Origin of the sequence: Hoylesella oralis ATCC 33269 (assembly GCF_000185145.2) — a bacterium.
Taxonomy (GTDB): Bacteria; Bacteroidota; Bacteroidia; order Bacteroidales; family Bacteroidaceae; genus Prevotella; species Prevotella phocaeensis.
Map to the genome: position 1 here is coordinate 527,164 of NZ_GL833119.1, position 17,836 is coordinate 544,999.

The window sequence follows — 17,836 nt, forward strand, 5'->3', positions numbered from 1 at the left end:
CCTTTTTAGTTTATCTGAACCATCTTTTCTACCTCTTCGGGCTTTATATCTCCGAAGATTTGCACGAACACACGTTGCTTGTTGTCGCTTACTATGATAATGATTTCTTTGATAGACGTTTCGTTTGTTTTCGATAAAATCTTTACCTTCGAGGCGTCTTGGTTAACGTTAATCATCTTTTCATAGCCCTCTTTTTCGAGATCGGGCAAGGTGTTGTCGAACAGTTCGGCCGTTTTATCTTTGTTAGAGCTGATGACAAGCACGTTCATGGAGTCTGCCTTTTCGGCCAATTTACGGTCTTCTTCATCGTTGCTATCATTGCCCAATTCCTTTTTAATCATATTCTTGTCCATGCGGACTACCTGTGCGTCGTTGTTGCCTTCGAACTGCGAGATGAATTTGTCGATGCTCTGTGCATGGGCCATGGTGCCCATAAGCACCATGGCGAGTGTGAATAATACTTTTTTCATTATTATTTGTCTTTTTGATGTTCCTTGACTATCTGTTCTATTTCGGCCTGCGTAATCTTTCCTTTTATCTGTACAAGCTCGCAATCATCCTTGCCTGTCTCCAATATCAGCAGTTCCGTAATGGTATCTCCCTTACCTTTAGTGAGGATAAACGTTTTGTCTCCGTCTTCTACAGTGCTTATCAGTTCGTCGTATCCTTTGGCGCTGAAGTTCTTGGTTTCATTGTAAAACTCTGTTTTAACGTCTGCCGAACACTCTTCCAAGTCGAGAACTCTGATGGAATCTATATGTTTTATAATTCTTATGGCATCCTTGTCTTCATCGTTCTTCATAAACTTACGGGCCATATTCAGCATTATTCTGGGGATATGTACATACTCTACCTTGGGTTTATCTTTGAACTGTTCGAAGATATCGTGGGCTTTTTGTGCGAAAGATGTATGTGCTACGCATAATAGGAATAGCGCGAAAATTAACTTTTTCATTGCTTTGGGTGTTTAAATGTTGATACTTATTTTGAGAAGCGCTTACATTTATACAGACGCAAAGCTACAAATTGTGTTACAAAAAATAGGGAATATTTTCTGAAAATGTACCGAGTAAAGGTGATAGGTGTTATAAATAAGACGGTTATACCATATTTTTATGGTCGGTATAACCGTCTGATAGCGTCGTTTCAAGACAGGTATTTACTCCTTATAATTATCTAATTTCTTTAAGAAATAGGCTTTAAAGTCTTTCCAGTGATAGTAGGGAGCCATGTCGGTAGGTATGGGTAGGGTGGCTTCATTCTCGTTCTGTAACACTTTGAAGATAATATCACGGTCGCCGAATGCCTTGCGATAGAACACAAATTGCAGGTTGCAAGCCATTGGGAAGATACGGTAATCGCACCAGTTTTCATCGTCTAACAGTTCCAAGTCCCTGATTTGTTTGCCGTATCCGTTAAGGTCGAGTAGGCAAGTCAGCGGCATTACCATCGTATCATGGCCGTAACGAAGCGTTGCTCCCGGGTGCTTAAGGGCGATACAGCTGTCGGCTTCGCTGATAATCTTGCGCAACAAATTGCGCTGTGAGTAAGGTTGAGTACCGCCATTCAGCGGACTTGGGCCGTAATTAATGTACCACCAAGCGTTCGATCTCAGCCAGTTATCGTAAATCTCTTCATCGTTGAAGAGATCGTAAAGGGATATCTGATGGCGTAATTCGGTACTTTGAACATTGCTGCAAAGCTTAAAAAGCTTGTTATTCAGGTCGTTTGCGTTCACTTGGTGTTGCCAGTAATCGTCGTCGTTGAACAGTTCGTGCATCACGCGCCGGTAGTTTTCGTGCTTTTTAGAGAATGTATTGAATGCCTTTTTGGCCTCTTCGGGCATCTTGGATGCTTCGAGTTTCTTATCCGTCTGGTTCATGTAATACATATCATGATAGCTTGCATCGTGGCTGATGTGTAGTTGCGGGTTCAACAGAAGGAGTTCTTGCAGGGCATTTTCCATTGATAAGATGCAACGAATGACTACTGTACTCTTGGCATCTATATTGGTCGGGCCGGCAAAAACCTGCGGAAACCGTTCGTACATGCGACGGGCAATGCCCTTATGTTGTTGGGCTCCGAGCAATGTAAGTTCGCCGTCGCGTTCTTTTGCCTCATCCCTGATCATGATAAGTCGCCGAAGTACGTCTTTTCCGAAGGCTGTCAATTTGCCCAAGGAGTCGGCCTGTTGCAAGATTTCGCAAGGTTTGTCGTAATCGTTTTTACCGATCAGGTATCTTGAACCGTGCCTCCCGTAATGACTGATGTAGAATGGAGCGTAACCTTTCGGTGCTGGTGTCAGCTTTGTTTGTATAGGTCCCGGGTACGCAAAGTAGTTGTTAGCCGACATACGTTTGTTGTTCTTCAAATCTTTTCGTGCCTGTTGTGCTTGCAAGTTGAATGCAACGGCGAGTGAAAAGACGATAATTAGAGTTCGTTTCATGATGTTGTGTTATTGGTAAGATATGGCAAAATTAGTTGTTTTTACCCATAAAATCAAGTTTACCCATAAATATTTCCGTATTTTTGTGTCACAACTGACTGTCCGATACGAGGGAAGTTATATGATTACAAACAGTAAAACGTATCGATGATTTGGCTGTTCTGAAGCCTCGCATAAAGCAAACACTCGTCTCGGCCGAGCGTATCGAGAAGCACGTTGCAGCCAAACAAGAAATGAAAACGGCCGAAGAAGAAGTGCCGAACAGCATAGACGATCCTGCCAAACGGGCAAAATCTCTTTTTTAACAGAACCTGCAAGCCTTGCTTTCCGTGGCGGATGGCAGGGCTTTTTTGTGCCTGTTGCGGAGCCGTGCGGTAAGTCTTTTCCGGATAGAATGCCCGTCTGTGGCCCGCAGACCGTATGTCTATTGCCGACAAACAGTGTATCTAACCGCCGTAGATATGCCGTTTGTCGGAAGTATGTTCCCGCCGCACCCGTTATATTTCCTATGAAAATACCGCCTATTCTTTTGGTCTCACGCTGAAAAAATACTATTTTTGCATCAGAATAGCAACTATGTTACGGGTTTTGTGAAACCGTTCGGTTGAAACAGAAATAATAAGAACAACAAACGGATTGCAGCTATGCCGAAACATCATTTATGGTCTGACGAATATTGGCTGCTGCTCATGCAGCTCTATCTGAAGAAACCGGTGGGATTGAAACCGCTGTATTCGCGCGGTATGGTGGACTTGAGTCTTGAATTGCACCTGCCTCCGCAGTTTCTGTATGGGCAAATGTTCCGGTTAAGACAACTGGATACGCCTCAAATAGAGCATCTCTGGCAAACATACGGCAAAAGTCCGAAGAAGCTGCAGCGCGAGGCCGACCTGCTCAGACGTATGAACGGGTTCGGACAACCTAAGAAGTTTTACGAGGGAGTAGCTATAAACGAGTCGTTCGAACGCGACTTCAAGCCGCTCGATACCGATACTTCGTTAAAGCCGGTTTCGCTGATTATGATTCTCGACCTGTACTTCCGTCTTACTCCTATTACCATGGTAGCCCAAACACCCGAAGTGGTTGAGTTGGCTAAGTTGCTCAAAACGGCGCCACAGACGGTTGCCGAAGCGATGGATGTTTTTAGGTTTTGCGATCCTTATCTTAACCGCGACGACCTGATAATACACCCCCTGTTGGCGCCATGTAGAGATATATGGCAACGATATGGTAGTGGTAATCCCGAAAAACTGGCAGCCCTCGCTGCACAACTGAAAGAATATTTTAGGTAAGAATGGACCAGAAGCTCGTACAGACACAAGTTCAAAAGCAATTGCAGGTACAACGTTTGTCGCAACAACAGATGCTGCAAGTGCGGTTGTTGGAGATGCCGTTGACGGAACTTGAGGAAAGTGTCAATGCTGAACTCGACGATAATCCGGCCTTGGAGGCGTCTTCGTCGGAAGATGCCATGGCAGATAGCGGCTTCGAAAGTATCGAAGAGGAGCGCGAGGAGATGAGTGAAGAGGAACAAAACGAGCACGACGATCGTGAAGAAGCGCTCGAAAATGCGCTCGAAAACATAGGAAGAGACGACCGAATGCCCGAGTCTTACGGCTATACGGATAACGATAATAATGCCGATTACGAAGAAGTAGTCTACGGAGACACCGTGTCTTTCTACGATAAATTGAAAGAACAGATGGGCGAAACGGTGCTCACAGACCGTCAACAGGATATCATGGAGTACATTATAGGTTCGCTCGACGACGACGGATTGCTGCGTAAAGACCTCGAAAGCATTAGCGATGAGCTTGCCGTTTATCACAATATCGATGCCGATACCGAAGAAATAGAACAGGTATTGCGACTTCTACAGGCGTTCGATCCTGCGGGTATCGGTGCAAGAAGTCTGCAAGAATGTCTTCGCTTACAGGTTGAACGGCGGGCGGAGAGCCCGGTAAAGGCTGCTATGTTGCGATTGATCGACGGTTATTTCGATGAATTTACCAAGAAGCATTGGCATAAAATACAGATAGGCATGCATCTTACCGATGCTTGGTTGCACCTCTTGCAGGACGAGATACGTAAGTTGAACCCGAAACCCGGGGCCTCTTTGGGCGAGACAGAGGGTAGAAACATTCAACAGATTACTCCCGATTTCATTGTAGATACATCGGACGACGGCGTTATATCTTTCTCTCTCAACCGCGGAAATATACCGGAACTGAAGGTGTCGCCGTCGTTCAGCGAGATGGTAGATACCTATCGTAACAACAAGGAGGGCATGACACGGCAGGCAAAAGAGGCGCTTCTCTATGCCAAAGAGAAGGTAGAGAAGGCACAGGGTTTCATCGAAGCCGTGAAACAACGCCGCCATACGCTCTATATAACTATGAAAGCCATCATCGAATGGCAACGTAAATTCTTCTTAGACGGTGATGAGGCCGATCTTAAACCGATGATCTTGAAGGATATTGCAGATAAGACAGGGCTCGATATCTCTACGATTTCGCGCGTTAGCAATGTAAAGTATGCCCAGACCAAGTGGGGTACGTTTCCGTTACGTTTCTTTTTTACAGACTCATACACTACGGATAGCGGCGAAGAACTGTCTACCCGTAAGATCAAGTTGGTACTGAAAGAAATTATAGGTAAGGAAAATAAGACAAAACCATATAGCGACGACGCCTTGTCTTTATTAATGAAAGCAAAGGGATTCCCCGTGGCTCGTCGCACTATAGCCAAGTATCGTGAGCAGTTGGGCATACCTGTGGCACGGCTGCGCAGGTAGAGGAACGCTGCAATAGGTAGAAAGTTGTTGTAATATTCGTATGAAAGAAAAGAGTATCATATTGGCTGCAAGGGTGATGAGTATGGTCTTTACGCCTTTTTACCTGCCGTTGGTAGGCTTGATAGCCTTGTTTCTATTCAGCTATCTCCATCTGCTTGACTGGGGTTACAAGCTCAAAGTACTGGCTTTGGTCTACGCTTTTACCATCTTACTTCCTACGCTTCTCATACATATATACCGCAGATATCAGGGATGGACATTGATAGAACTTGGCACAAAGGAACGTAGAATGGTGCCATACATTATTTCTATCGCTTGTTACTTTACTTGTTATTACATCATGAATGCCCGTCATATTCCGCATTTCATGGGAAGTATTCTCGTCGCAGCGCTTGTTATTCAGATTATCTGTGCTTTCATCAACGTGTGGTGGAAGGTTTCAACGCACACGGCTGCCATAGGTGGGGTGGCTGGAGCATTGCTGGCGTTCGCCGTAATATTTGCTTTTAACCCGATATGGTGGCTGTGTATCGTTCTTATATTGGGAGGTATGGTAGGTACAAGTCGCATGATCTTGCGACAACATACGCTGTCGCAGGTGGTAACCGGTTTTCTCGTCGGGCTGATAACCGCTTTCTTCATCGTTATTTAGATACGAATGTCGCAATTGAACCGTAGGTGTATGGCCGATAGAGCGTAGGTCTGTGGTCGTTAGAATATAAATGTATCATCATTAAAGCATATCGATATGAAACCAATAGTAAGCATTATCATGGGCAGTACGAGCGATCTGCCGGTGATGGAAAAGGCCTGTAAATGGCTCGACGATAACGAAATACCCTTCGAGGTGAACGCTCTGTCGGCTCATCGCACGCCGGATGCCGTGGAAAGTTTTGCCAAGAACGCCCGCAACCGCGGCATTAAAGTGATTATAGCCGCTGCAGGTATGGCTGCTGCATTGCCGGGTGTTATCGCTGCAAATACCACCTTACCGGTGATCGGAGTACCTGTAAAGGGCATGCTCGACGGGCTCGATGCTCTTTTGAGCATTGTTCAGATGCCGCCGGGCATACCTGTTGCAACGGTGGGCGTAAACGGTGCGCAGAATGCAGCTATACTCGCAGCCCGGATAATAGCGCTTTCAGACGAGACGGTCGCAGCAAAAATGTCGGCTTGGAAGGCCGGTTTAGGAGCCAAGATAGAGAAGGCGAATGCCGAACTGGCCGCCATCAAGACTTATCGGTATAAGACGAACTAAAGGAATAGGGCGGCTCTTGCGCCCACATACAATATTATGATCGATTTATTTCAATATCAACGGCGCCCGTCTTCGGTAGTCCATATAGGAGCAATCGATATGGGTGGCGATAATGCCATCCGTGTTCAGTCGATGACAACCACCGATACGAACGACACGGAGGGCTGTATAGCGCAAGCAGAACGTATTATTAAGGCTGGCGGAGAGCTCGTTCGACTGACTACGCAGGGCATCAGAGAGGCGGAAAACCTGAAAAATATCAATGCCGGACTGCGTGCCCGCGGTTATGATACGCCGCTTGTGGCCGACGTGCACTTCAATCCTAACGTTGCCGATGTGGCGGCCTTGTATGCCGAAAAGGTGCGCATTAATCCGGGAAACTACGTGGATCCCGCCCGTAGGTTCATCAAACAAGAGTATTCGGATGAGGAATACGCGCAGGAATTGCATAAGATAGAAGCCCGATTTGTACCGTTTATCAATATTTGCAAGCAAAACCATACGGCCATCCGTATAGGTGTAAACCACGGTTCACTATCGGATAGAATCCGTAACCGCTATGGAGACACGCCCGAGGGCATTGTGGAAAGCTGCATGGAGTTTCTGCGTATCTGTAAGAAAGAGCGGTTCAGCAACGTTGTCATATCGGTAAAGGCTTCGAATACGGTAATAATGGTGCGCTCGGTGCGCCTGCTTGTAGACCGTATGGATAAGGAAGACATGCATTACCCTTTGCATCTCGGCGTTACAGAGGCCGGAGAGGGCGAAGACGGACGTATCAAGAGTGCCGTAGGCATAGGCGCTCTGTTGGCCGATGGCATAGGAGATACCGTAAGAGTATCGCTCTCTGAAGAGCCTGAAATGGAGATACCGGTGGCACAACACTTAGTGGAATACGTTACAAAACGGCAAGGTCATCTCGTTGTTCCTGCCGAACGATACGCCAATTTCGACTATCTGCGCCCCGAACGCAGACGAACCGTGCCTGTTAGGAATATAGGCGGCGGCAATGTTCCGGTGGTGATAACCTCGAAAGAGGGTGCGAAATCCGATTATATATATATAGGATCGGAGCTTCCGAAGGACATTGACGAGCGGAAGAACTATATTGTAGACTACAACGTGCATGCGTCTGTCGCTGCCGAACATCCTGCCTTGCATCTTTATCCCATATTCCCGTCATCGGCAATGCCCTTTATTACGGCCGTTGAAGCCGATCTGAAATTCCTCGTTTTGCAGTTCGGAACGCCCTCGGAAGAGTATCTGGCATGCTTAAAGCAGCATCCTGAGATCGTTGTAGTGTGCGTAAGCAACCACCAAAACCGCCTTGCAGACCAGCGGGCTTTGGCACACGAGATGATGATCCACGGCATCTGTAACCCGTTGGTGTTCGCTCAAATGTACCGACATAGCGATAAGAGCTGCTTTCAGCTTGATGCCTCGGCCGATATGGGAGCACTGATGATCGACGGACTTGCCGATGGTATCTGGCTTATGAACAATGGAGACCTGCCGCAGAGTGTAGTAGAAGAGACGGCATTCGGCGTTCTGCAGGCGGCACGTCTACGGACTTCCAAGACCGAATATATCAGTTGTCCGGGCTGTGGGCGCACGCTGTACGATTTACGCGAAACCATTGCCAAGATTAAAGAGGCTACTGAAGAGATGAAGGGGCTCAAGATTGGTATCATGGGGTGTATCGTCAACGGTCCGGGAGAGATGGCCGACGCTGATTACGGTTATGTGGGAGCAGGCCCGAAGCGTGTGTCTCTTTACCGTAAACAGCAGTGTGTGGAGAAGAATATCCCCGAAGAAGATGCCGTAGAACGACTTCTGAAGCTGATAAGAGAAGATAGGGAGAACGGGATTTTATAAGACAGACTCCCGATAACTCTTATATAAATAAAAAGAATATGAAACGAAAATCATTACTACTTATTGCGCTGATGCTGTTTGTCAGCGTGGTGTGCGAGGCAGGAAGGGTAATTCGAGTACTCGCAATCGGTAATAGTTTCTCGGAAGATGCCGTAGAACAATACCTTTATGAGCTTGCTTTAGCGCAGGGAGACAGCCTTATAATAGGCAATGCCTATATAGGCGGCTGCTCTATAGACCGCCACTGGGACAATTCGCAGACGGGTAAAGCCGACTATGGTTACCGGAAGATCGTTGACGGAAAGATGGTTACGCAGCCGCACGTTACACTCGAACGGGCGATAAAGGACGATGATTGGGATATTATCAGCTTGCAACAGGCCAGTCATTTCTCCGGTCTGCCCGAAACGTATGGCCATTTGGCGGACCTGAAACGCTACGTTATGGCCACGGCAACCAACAAGAATGTAGAGATTGTGTTCCACATGACGTGGGCATATGCTAAAGATTCCAGCCACGGAGGCTTCAAAAACTACGGTAACGACCAGCAACAAATGTACCGAATGATACTCTCTGCCGTGAACAAAGCCATCGAACAGACAGGCATAAAGCGGGTGATACCTTCGGGAGTTGCCATTCAGAACGCCCGTGAAACGATGGGCGACGTGCTTAATCGCGATGGTTTTCATCTGCAACTTACCTATGGTCGCTATACTGCAGCCTGCACATGGTGCGAATTTCTTACGGGCAAAAACGTGGTAGGCAATCCGTATAAGCCCGACACTATCGATGACCATACGGCGCGACTGGCGCAGGAAGCAGCGCATAAGGCCATGAAAATGAGCCGCAGACTATTTAAATAGCACATTTGGAGATACGCTGCAATCAGCCTTCAGGCAGCAGACTGTTATGTTATATCGCATACCTGATTTGCTGCCTGAAGGCTGTTGCCGTTTCTATCTGTTTGTGTTTCTGTCCTTACATATACTGTTTATTGCCGGTAGGAATACCGCCAAACGACCGTAGACCATATCCCTATTGCCGATAGGGAAGCAGCCTGTTGTAGACACATCCGTCGGTCTCGCCGGACAAAGGTATTGCGCGTTTATGACATGCCCTTAAAATAAATTAATTATTTGGGCGGTCTATCATTTTTCGTTACCTTTGCTAATTCATAAACAAGCAAACTCTATGGCTGCGAAAGATAACGGGCAGACACCGATGATGAAACAGTTTTTTTCGATGAAGGCAAAACATCCCGATGCTTTGCTGCTGTTTCGTTGCGGCGACTTCTACGAAACGTATGGCGAAGATGCCGTGCGTTCCGCAGGTGTTCTCGGCATAACGCTCACTAAACGCAACAATGGAGGACTGTCGGGAAGTACGGAGATGGCCGGTTTTCCCCATCATGCGCTCGATACTTACTTACCTAAACTGATACGAGCCGGTATGCGTGTCGCCATTTGCGACCAGCTGGAAGATCCTAAGAAGAAGCGTGAAGCCATTAAAGGCATGAAAGGTCTTACCGAAATGGATAAGATGGTGAAGCGCGGTATTACAGAGTTAGTAACGCCGGGCGTGGCAATGACCGATAATGTACTGAACTACAAAGAGAATAATTTCCTTGCTGCAGTGCACTTCGGCAAGAGCTCTTGCGGCGTTTCTTTCCTCGATATATCCACGGGGGAGTTCCTTACAGGCGAGGGAAGTTATGACTATGTGGAGAAACTTCTGGGCAACTTCTCGCCTAAGGAGGTGCTTTACGATAGGGAACACAAGGCAGATTTCGAACGTTTCTTCGGTACCCGTTACTGCATTTTCGAACTTGAAGACTGGGTATTTACCGAGCAAACGGCCCGTCAGAAGTTGCTCCGTCATTTCGAAACCAAGTCTCTGAAAGGCTTCGGCGTTGAGCATTTGCATAACGGTATTATCGCCTCGGGCGCTATCATGCAGTATCTGGAGATTACACAGCATACACAGATTGGGCATATCACCTCGTTATCGCGCATCGAGGAAGAACGTTATGTGCGCTTAGACAAGTTCACTATCCGCTCTCTCGAGTTGATACAGCCGATGCAGGAGGGAGGTTCGTCGCTGCTGAGCGTGATAGATCGCACCTCTACACCAATGGGAGGGCGCATGTTGAGGCGGTGGGTAGTGTTTCCGTTGCGTGATGAGAAAGCCATCGAACGTCGTCTGAATGTGGTGGATTTCTTCTTCCGAGAGCCGCAGTTCAGGCAACTTATCGATGAGAAGTTCCATAACATAGGCGATCTCGAACGCATTATATCGAGGGTGGCCGCAGGGAGAGTGTCGCCCAGAGAGGTGGTGCAGTTGAAGAATGCACTGCAGGCATTGGTGCCGATCAAGGCGGCTTGTCTCGAAACAGATAACGAGAGTCTGAAACGTCTGGGCAGTCAGCTGAACTTGTGCGAGGAGCTTAGCGATCGTATAGCTAAGGAAATACAGCCCGATCCGCCGCAGTTGTTGAGCAAAGGCGATGTGATTGCCGACGGATATAGCGCCGATCTGGACGAGTTGCGCCATATCTCTCGCAGCGGTAAAGACTTCTTGCTCGAGATACAAGAGCGCGAGATAGCGCAGACGGGTATCGCTTCGTTGAAGGTAGGCTTTAATAATGTGTTCGGTTATTACTTGGAAGTACGCAACACTTACAAGGATAAAGTACCGGCAGAGTGGATACGTAAGCAGACTTTAGCGCAAGCTGAGCGGTATATAACGCAGGAATTGAAGGAATATGAGGAAAAGATACTCGGCGCAGACGAGAAAATTCAGTCGCTTGAAGAGCGTCTCTTCGGCGAGCTGATTGCCGACATGCAGGCTTACATACCATATATACAGACGGATGCCAATGTGGTTGCGCAGCTCGATTGCCTGCTCTCGTTCGCCAAAACGGCAGAAGAAAATCGTTATGTGAGGCCGGTTGTCGACGACAGCGATGTGCTTGATATCAAACAGGGACGCCATCCGGTGATTGAAAACCAGTTGCCTGTGGGCGAAACATACGTGCCCAACGACATTTATCTTGATACGGAAAAGCAGCAGATCGTGATAATTACCGGACCGAACATGGCCGGTAAATCGGCTTTGCTGCGCCAGACGGCGCTGATAGTGCTGCTGGCTCAGATGGGTAGCTATGTGCCTGCGGAGCGTGCAAAGGTGGGTTTAGTAGACAAAGTGTTTACTCGTGTAGGCGCCAGCGATAACATCTCGCTGGGCGAATCTACGTTTATGGTAGAGATGACCGAGGCGGCCAGCATCCTTAACAATGTGTCGCAGCGCTCGTTGGTGCTGTTCGATGAGCTGGGACGCGGTACGTCTACCTACGATGGAATTTCAATTGCTTGGGCTATAGTGGAGTTCTTGCACGAACAACCCAAGGCTCGAGCGCGGACACTCTTTGCAACTCATTACCATGAACTGAACGAAATGGAGAAGAATTTCGCCAGAATAAAGAATTACAACGTATCTGTAAAGGAGATAGACGGAAAGGTTATCTTCCTCAGAAAGCTGGAGAAAGGCGGTAGCGAGCACTCCTTCGGTATTCATGTGGCCGATATAGCGGGCATGCCCAAAAGCATTGTGAAGCGTGCCAATACGGTATTGAAGGAATTGGAGGCTGATAACAGTCAGGTAGGCACGGTGGGTAAGCCCACTGCACGGAAAATTGAGCAGAGTAGGGAGGGCATGCAATTGAGCTTCTTCCAGTTAGATGATCCGATACTTTGCCAAGTTCGCGATGAAATATTGGGCTTGGATGTGAATAATCTGACACCTGTAGAGGCGCTGAATAAACTAAACGACATCAAAAAAATAGTAGAAGGAAAATAATAAAGGGGGCATATATGCTCCGAACCATCAATTATAATCGAGGATGAAGTATTTTGTTATGGTAATCATAAGTGCTGTGTTTTCTTTGAAAACGGCAGCACAAGAGAAGGTAGAGCCTGTTCTTTATGGCAATATGGACCACTGGGTAGTGCGGAATATCAAGGAGTCTGGCATCATCGGAGGTAATGCCAAGACGCTGTATGAAATAGGTCCGAGCCGGACGATAGACGGGAATATCCCTTATAAGAATATGGGGAAATCGCCTTGGGCCACTTCTAATGTGATGGCAAAGGTAATGGGTGTGGTCAAAACAAATCAATCTGTCTACCGTGATACGCATGGCAACGGCTATTGTGCCAAGCTGATGACGCATGTAGAGCATGTGAAAGTGTTGGGTTTAATGAATATCAGTGTCTTGGCGGCAGGCTCTATATTCCTCGGAGATATACAGGAACCCATCACCGGAACTAAGGACGGGGAGAAGAGTTTGAATTGGGGAATACCGTACAACAAGCGTCCGAAGGCTTTAAGATACGACTACCGTGTGTCGTTGTCGGGTAGTCCGAACCGCATAAAGCAGACGGGTTTCAGTAAAGTATCTACTGTTTCTGGCAAAGACTGTGCCGTTACGGTGCTGCTATTGCAGAAACGTACCGAAGACGCCAAGGGGAATATTACGGCGAAGCGCGTAGGTACGATGGTGATAGAGTATGCTCACAGCACCAAAGACTGGGTGGAGAACGCCACTTATCGCATTATGTATGGCGACATACACAATCACCCCGAGTACGATGCACGGCTGATGGGACTGCGGTCGACCGACTATGCAAGGAACAGCAAAGGTAAAAGTGTGCAGGTTAAAGAGACGGGCTGGGCTTCCGAGGATGATACTCCGACGCACTTGGTATTGCAGTTTTCGTCGAGTAACGGTGGTGCCTTCATCGGTTCGCCGGGCAACACGTTTTGGATAGATAACGTGCGTTTGGTGTTTTAACCATATAGTTACATACTTTTGTTATGAGGAAAAATCTATTTATTTTTTTCCTTTTATTCTCTTCTCTCGCATTGCAAGCGCAGACAGAAGCAGGCTTTAAGGCAGACAGCACGAAGACCGATACCGTTAAAACGGACAAGAAGCAGGGAATAATAAAGCGTCTGTTGGATTACTTCGGGCAGTCTAACAAAGGAAAAGACCACGGGAAGTTCGATTTCAGCGTCATCGGAGGGCCTCATTACGATACTGATACCAAATTAGGGATAGGCTTGATTGCTGCCGGACTATATTACAGCGATGCCCGCGATTCGCTTCTGCCTCCCTCGAACGTATCGCTTTACGGCGATATATCCACTACCGGTTTCTATATGATAGGCGTCGGAGGCGTCCATATCTTCCCGCACAGGCGTTATAGAATGGAGTACGATGCCTCGTTTTACTCGTTCCCAAGCAAATTCTGGGGCATCGGCTACGATAATGGAAATAACGGGCGTAACGAGAGTACCATGAACCGATTTCAGGTAGATGCCACAGGTAAATTCCTTTTTCATTTGTCCAACAGCTTATATGCAGGCCCTGCATTGGCGTTTCGTTTTGTAAACGCGCGGAAAATAGAGCGTCCCGAACTGCTTAATAACGAGGCTGTACGGGCGACAAATGTCGGTACGGGGCTGGTATTCGTGCTCGATACCCGCGATATAATGACATCCCCCAAGCACGGGTGCTACATCTATTTGAGCCAAATGCTGCGTGTACGAACGTCGGACGGGGGGCGTAAATTCTGGACAACCGACTTCAAAGCCTCTACTTACCAGCCTTTATGGAGCGATTGCACACTTGCTTTGCAGGCTTTAGGCACCTTGCAATCCGGACATATAGGGTGGACGGATATGGCGATGCTGGGCAGTTCGCACTCTATGCGGGGCTATTATAACGGACGATACCGCGACAAAAACAAGTTAGAGATACAAGCCGAACTGCGTCAGCACATTTGGCACCGCAACGGGATTGTAGCATGGATAGGCACAGGAACCGTGTTTCCCGAGTTTAAAGCTATGCGTTGGCGCCACATGTTGCCCAACTTTGGGCTGGGATACCGATGGGAATTCAAGAAAAACATGAACATCCGACTGGATTACGGGCTGGGAAAAAGCGGGCAATCCGGTTTCTTATTCAACATCAATGAGGCATTTTAAACATATCATCAGCAAGAGCTATGCGCCGCAGACCGTGTTTTGGCTGGCGCTTTTCGTATTGAGTTTTCCTAATATCTGCCTGTCTTTTACCGAGCAGGTGCCGTTGATAAGTCGGCTAACGAACGTGATATTGCCCGTATCGGCGTATGTTTTGGCACTTACGGCCATGCGCAATACGGGGCGTACAGTGTGGGTTTTGTTCCCGTTGATCTTCTTTTCGGCCTTTCAGATCGTGTTGCTATACCTTTATGGGCATTCGGTTATCGCGGTCGATATGTTCTTAAACCTTCTTACTACCAATGCAGGAGAGGCGATGGAGCTGTTGGATAACCTGTTGCCGAGTATCGTGTTCGTTATTCTCGTTTATGTTCCGCTGCTCGTACTGGCCTCTGTTTCGGCATGCAAAGGGCTCGAACTCGACCGCCGGTTTATGCACAGAGCGCGCTTTGCTTCTGCGTTCGGGCTTGCTGTCGGTGCGGTCTGTCTGTTCTTCTCGGTAAACAGAGGCTTCATAGTAAGGAATGATTTGTATCCTATCAACGTATTCTATAACGTGAAATTGGCGATTGATCGGACTTATGCCACAGCTCATTATGCGGAAACCTCGCGCAATTTCACTTTTAAGGCGCATCCCACGCACGAACGTAGCGAGCGCGAAGTGTATGTATTGGTAATAGGAGAGACCGCTCGGGCTGCCGACTTCCAACTTTATGGGTACCGGCGAAATACCACCCCCCGACTGTCTACCGCGAAAGGACTGTTTGTTTTCAGCAAGGCTCTTACGCAATCGAATACCACACACAAGAGCGTTCCGATGCTGATATCGGCAGTATCGGCGGTCGATTACGATAATATATATAAGCAAAAAGGACTCATTACGGCCTTTAAAGAGGCCGGTTTCCACACCGTTTTCTTCTCTAATCAGCTGCCGAACCATTCGTTTATCGACTTTTTTGGTGAGGAAGCAGACGAATGGAAGTTCATTAAAGAGACGCCAAACGGGCGCAGTGGGCAGACTGCAGCGGAGGGCAAAGAGTTTTACGATGGCGACCTGTTGCCGTTGATAGATAAGGTTTTGGCGAAAAAACGGCGCAAACAACTCATCGTGCTCCATACTTACGGATCGCATTTCGAATATCTTAAGCGTTATCCGAAGGCGATGTCGCACTACCGTCCCGACGACGCAAGCGAAGCAGAGGCATCCAATCGCCCCTCGTTGCTCAATGCTTATGATAATACCATACGGTATACGGATTGGTTCTTGGGCGAAGTCGTGCGCCGTGTAAAGGGCACCCGAGCCATGTCGGCATTGCTTTATACGTCTGATCACGGTGAGAATATCTTCGACGATCGCCGAAGGCTCTTTCTTCATGCCTCGCCCATACCTTCCGCTTTCGAGCTGCATGTGCCTTTTATGGTATGGCTCTCGCCCCGCTATATGGCCGTTCAGCCCGCGCGGTCGGGCATTCTGCGGTCTAACGAGGGCAAACCCGTGGCTACGAATTTATCTGTTTTCCATACGTTGATAGACCTTGCTGGCATCCGCACGCCTTATTTCAATAGTCATAACTCTGTGGGCGATATGGCTTACAGGCCTCGTCCTTATGTGTATCTGAACGATCATAACGAGGCTATACCGCTCGAACGTATGGCGAACAGCACAGAAGATGTGCTCTATTTCCGCCGTGCCGGTATTCCTTTTCGTGGGCGTTGAGCTTGTTATTTACCGTGTAAGGCGATGATAATAGTGCTGCGGAGTACTTCTTCGTGTGGCGTGTTATCGGCCTGTAGCGGAAAAGTATGAGGCTTGTACCTGCCGTTTATCGGTATTAAGTGTACTGTCTGTCGGTCATAGGCGTGTTGTCTGTCGCGGTTAGAGGGTATATTTATCGCCCTTTACAGTAGGTCCGGACCGTGACAGGCGCGTAACATGAATGGAATGAGTAAAAGGAGTAGCATTTTTATTTCTATGCTTTTTCGCTTTTATACAGTAAGGGCACACCTGCAAGGTTTATTGTTCAGGTGTGCCCTTGTGTGTATATGCGAACGTGATATGAATGCTTATCTTTTGGCGCCGAGGCGGTTCATCCACTTTCCGCCTATCATGCAAGCTATTCCGATGGCGATGAAAGGGATGCTGAGGAGTTGCCCCATGTTGATCAGCATGCCTGATTCGAAGCTTTCCTGCACGTCTTTAGTGTACTCGATGATAAAGCGGAAAGAGAATATCAGCGTAAGACAGAGTCCGAAGAAGAAGCCTGTGCCGACCTTTTCGGGCCGCTTTCGGTAGAAATACCAGCCTATCAGGAAGAACAAGGCATAGGCTATAGCCTCGTAAAGTTGCCCGGGATGGCGCGGTACTTTGTCTACCCGTTCGAAGATGAACGCCCACGGAACATCGGTAACCTTGCCGATAATCTCGCTGTTCATTAGGTTTCCGAGCCGGATGAAGCACGCTGTGATGGGCGTGGCAATGGCGATATCGTCGAGTACATGCCACAAATTCATGTGCGTTTTGCGGTAATAAAGGTACAAAGCTATCATTAATCCGAGCGTACCTCCATGGGATGCCAGCCCTTCATAGCCTATCCATTTCCACGAGCCGTCGGCCATGTGGCGGATGGGCAGTATCATTTCTACGATATGGTCCCACGAACTGAGGAAATAGGTGGGTTCGTAAAACAGACAATGTCCCAGTCTTGCGCCCGCCAGAATGCCGATAAAGCAGTAGATGAAGAGTGGATCGAAGTACTCGTCTTTTACTTTTTGTTCTTTATAAAGGTGTTTCACGAGGAAGTAGGCAAGCACTATTCCGACGATCCAGCACAGGGAATACCACCGAATACCGAACCCTCCGATCTTGAATGCATACAGGTCGGGGTTCCAAAGGATAAAGGATAAAATATATTCCATATATTTTTATTTGATGAATGATGAATGATGAAAGATGAATGTTTATATGTATTTTGGCAGAATAACGATTTATATGGTTTTACGAATTGAGTCTCCATTACGGATGATCGATGCATGCAGACCAGATAGTTGCTTTGAGATAATAATTAATTTGCCCTCAACTTCTGTAAAATCTTCTTGGGATATATAACCTTCTTCGAATGATAATTCCATTTCGCAGAGTACTTCAGTTAAGGAACCGAATGCAATTTCGATAAAATGAGCTTTCTCCTTGGATGAGAATCTGCCAAATCCTTCAGCAATATTGATAGATATGGACATGACTGCACGTCGTAACTGAGCGCATAATGCAAAGCGTTCTTCTATGGGATATTTCTTTAGTAACCTGCATACAAGTTTAGAGAGACTCTTAGAATTCTGGTATACATCTAACTTTCTGAAGTAGAATGGTTCCATACTATTAATCCTTCATCTTTCATCCTTCATCCTTCATCCAAAATTAATG

The 17,836-nt window shown here is 47.4% G+C and carries 16 protein-coding genes; 11 read left to right on the forward strand and 5 right to left on the reverse strand.

The window, feature by feature from the left end:
• Nucleotides 1-5: 5 nt before the first annotated feature.
• The 3 genes from HMPREF0663_RS04855 to HMPREF0663_RS04865 all read right to left on the reverse strand — a co-directional run bounded on the left by HMPREF0663_RS04855 (nt 6) and on the right by HMPREF0663_RS04865 (nt 2,446).
• On the reverse strand, nt 6-470 hold the full coding sequence (locus HMPREF0663_RS04855; protein ID WP_004369141.1) for a DUF4252 domain-containing protein: 465 nt from the start codon (nt 468-470) through the stop codon (nt 6-8).
• 2 nt (nt 471-472) lie between these two features.
• Nucleotides 473-955: a DUF4252 domain-containing protein gene (locus HMPREF0663_RS04860; protein ID WP_004369142.1), complete on the reverse strand. Its 483-nt coding sequence runs from the start codon at nt 953-955 to the stop codon at nt 473-475.
• A 204-nt stretch (nt 956-1,159) separates the two neighbouring features.
• Nucleotides 1,160-2,446: a histidine-type phosphatase gene (locus HMPREF0663_RS04865; protein WP_004369143.1), complete on the reverse strand. Its 1,287-nt coding sequence runs from the start codon at nt 2,444-2,446 to the stop codon at nt 1,160-1,162.
• Between the two features lie 152 nt (nt 2,447-2,598).
• Here HMPREF0663_RS04865 and HMPREF0663_RS11910 point away from each other — a divergent pair, with 152 nt between their 5' ends.
• The 11 genes from HMPREF0663_RS11910 (at nt 2,599) to HMPREF0663_RS04915 (ending at nt 16,132) form a co-directional block, all read left to right on the forward strand.
• Nucleotides 2,599-2,751 carry a hypothetical protein gene (locus HMPREF0663_RS11910; RefSeq protein ID WP_004369144.1) on the forward strand — a complete coding sequence of 51 codons (153 nt, stop codon included), beginning with the start codon at nt 2,599-2,601 and terminating at the stop codon, nt 2,749-2,751.
• Between the two features lie 339 nt (nt 2,752-3,090).
• Nucleotides 3,091-3,738, forward strand: a complete 648-nt coding sequence (locus HMPREF0663_RS04870) for a hypothetical protein (RefSeq protein ID WP_004369145.1) — start codon at nt 3,091-3,093, stop codon at nt 3,736-3,738.
• 2 nt (nt 3,739-3,740) lie between these two features.
• The gene (gene rpoN / locus HMPREF0663_RS04875; RefSeq protein ID WP_004369146.1) at nt 3,741-5,240 is read left to right on the forward strand and encodes an RNA polymerase factor sigma-54; all 1,500 of its coding nucleotides are present in this window, start codon (nt 3,741-3,743) and stop codon (nt 5,238-5,240) included.
• Between the two features lie 40 nt (nt 5,241-5,280).
• Nucleotides 5,281-5,892 (forward strand): phosphatase PAP2 family protein, encoded by a 612-nt coding sequence (locus tag HMPREF0663_RS04880; protein WP_004369147.1) that lies wholly within the window; start codon nt 5,281-5,283, stop codon nt 5,890-5,892.
• A 96-nt stretch (nt 5,893-5,988) separates the two neighbouring features.
• A complete protein-coding gene (gene purE / locus HMPREF0663_RS04885; RefSeq protein WP_004369148.1) occupies nt 5,989-6,498 on the forward strand; it encodes a 5-(carboxyamino)imidazole ribonucleotide mutase in 510 nt (169 codons plus the stop codon).
• Between the two features lie 36 nt (nt 6,499-6,534).
• Nucleotides 6,535-8,373: a 4-hydroxy-3-methylbut-2-en-1-yl diphosphate synthase gene (locus HMPREF0663_RS04890; protein ID WP_004369149.1), complete on the forward strand. Its 1,839-nt coding sequence runs from the start codon at nt 6,535-6,537 to the stop codon at nt 8,371-8,373.
• Between the two features lie 38 nt (nt 8,374-8,411).
• Nucleotides 8,412-9,236, forward strand: coding sequence for a DUF4886 domain-containing protein (locus tag HMPREF0663_RS04895; RefSeq protein WP_004369150.1), 825 nt, complete (start codon nt 8,412-8,414; stop codon nt 9,234-9,236).
• Nucleotides 9,237-9,564: 328 nt separating this feature from the next.
• The gene (mutS, locus tag HMPREF0663_RS04900) at nt 9,565-12,228 is read left to right on the forward strand and encodes a DNA mismatch repair protein MutS (RefSeq protein WP_004369151.1); all 2,664 of its coding nucleotides are present in this window, start codon (nt 9,565-9,567) and stop codon (nt 12,226-12,228) included.
• A 43-nt stretch (nt 12,229-12,271) separates the two neighbouring features.
• A complete protein-coding gene (locus tag HMPREF0663_RS04905; RefSeq protein WP_004369152.1) occupies nt 12,272-13,222 on the forward strand; it encodes a PCMD domain-containing protein in 951 nt (316 codons plus the stop codon).
• A 23-nt stretch (nt 13,223-13,245) separates the two neighbouring features.
• Complete coding sequence (locus HMPREF0663_RS04910; RefSeq protein WP_004369153.1) at nt 13,246-14,418, forward strand: BamA/TamA family outer membrane protein; 1,173 nt, start codon at nt 13,246-13,248, stop codon at nt 14,416-14,418.
• On the forward strand, nt 14,405-16,132 hold the full coding sequence (locus HMPREF0663_RS04915) for a phosphoethanolamine transferase family protein (protein ID WP_004369154.1): 1,728 nt from the start codon (nt 14,405-14,407) through the stop codon (nt 16,130-16,132). Before HMPREF0663_RS04910 ends, HMPREF0663_RS04915 begins: the two co-directional genes overlap by 14 nt.
• Before the next feature lie 347 nt (nt 16,133-16,479).
• Here HMPREF0663_RS04915 and lgt read toward each other — a convergent pair whose 3' ends face one another.
• Together lgt and HMPREF0663_RS04925 are read right to left on the reverse strand one after the other, a co-directional pair.
• Nucleotides 16,480-17,331 (reverse strand): prolipoprotein diacylglyceryl transferase, encoded by an 852-nt coding sequence (lgt, locus tag HMPREF0663_RS04920; RefSeq protein ID WP_004369155.1) that lies wholly within the window; start codon nt 17,329-17,331, stop codon nt 16,480-16,482.
• A 69-nt stretch (nt 17,332-17,400) separates the two neighbouring features.
• Nucleotides 17,401-17,787 carry a four helix bundle protein gene (locus tag HMPREF0663_RS04925; protein ID WP_004369156.1) on the reverse strand — a complete coding sequence of 129 codons (387 nt, stop codon included), beginning with the start codon at nt 17,785-17,787 and terminating at the stop codon, nt 17,401-17,403.
• Nucleotides 17,788-17,836 lie beyond the last annotated feature (49 nt).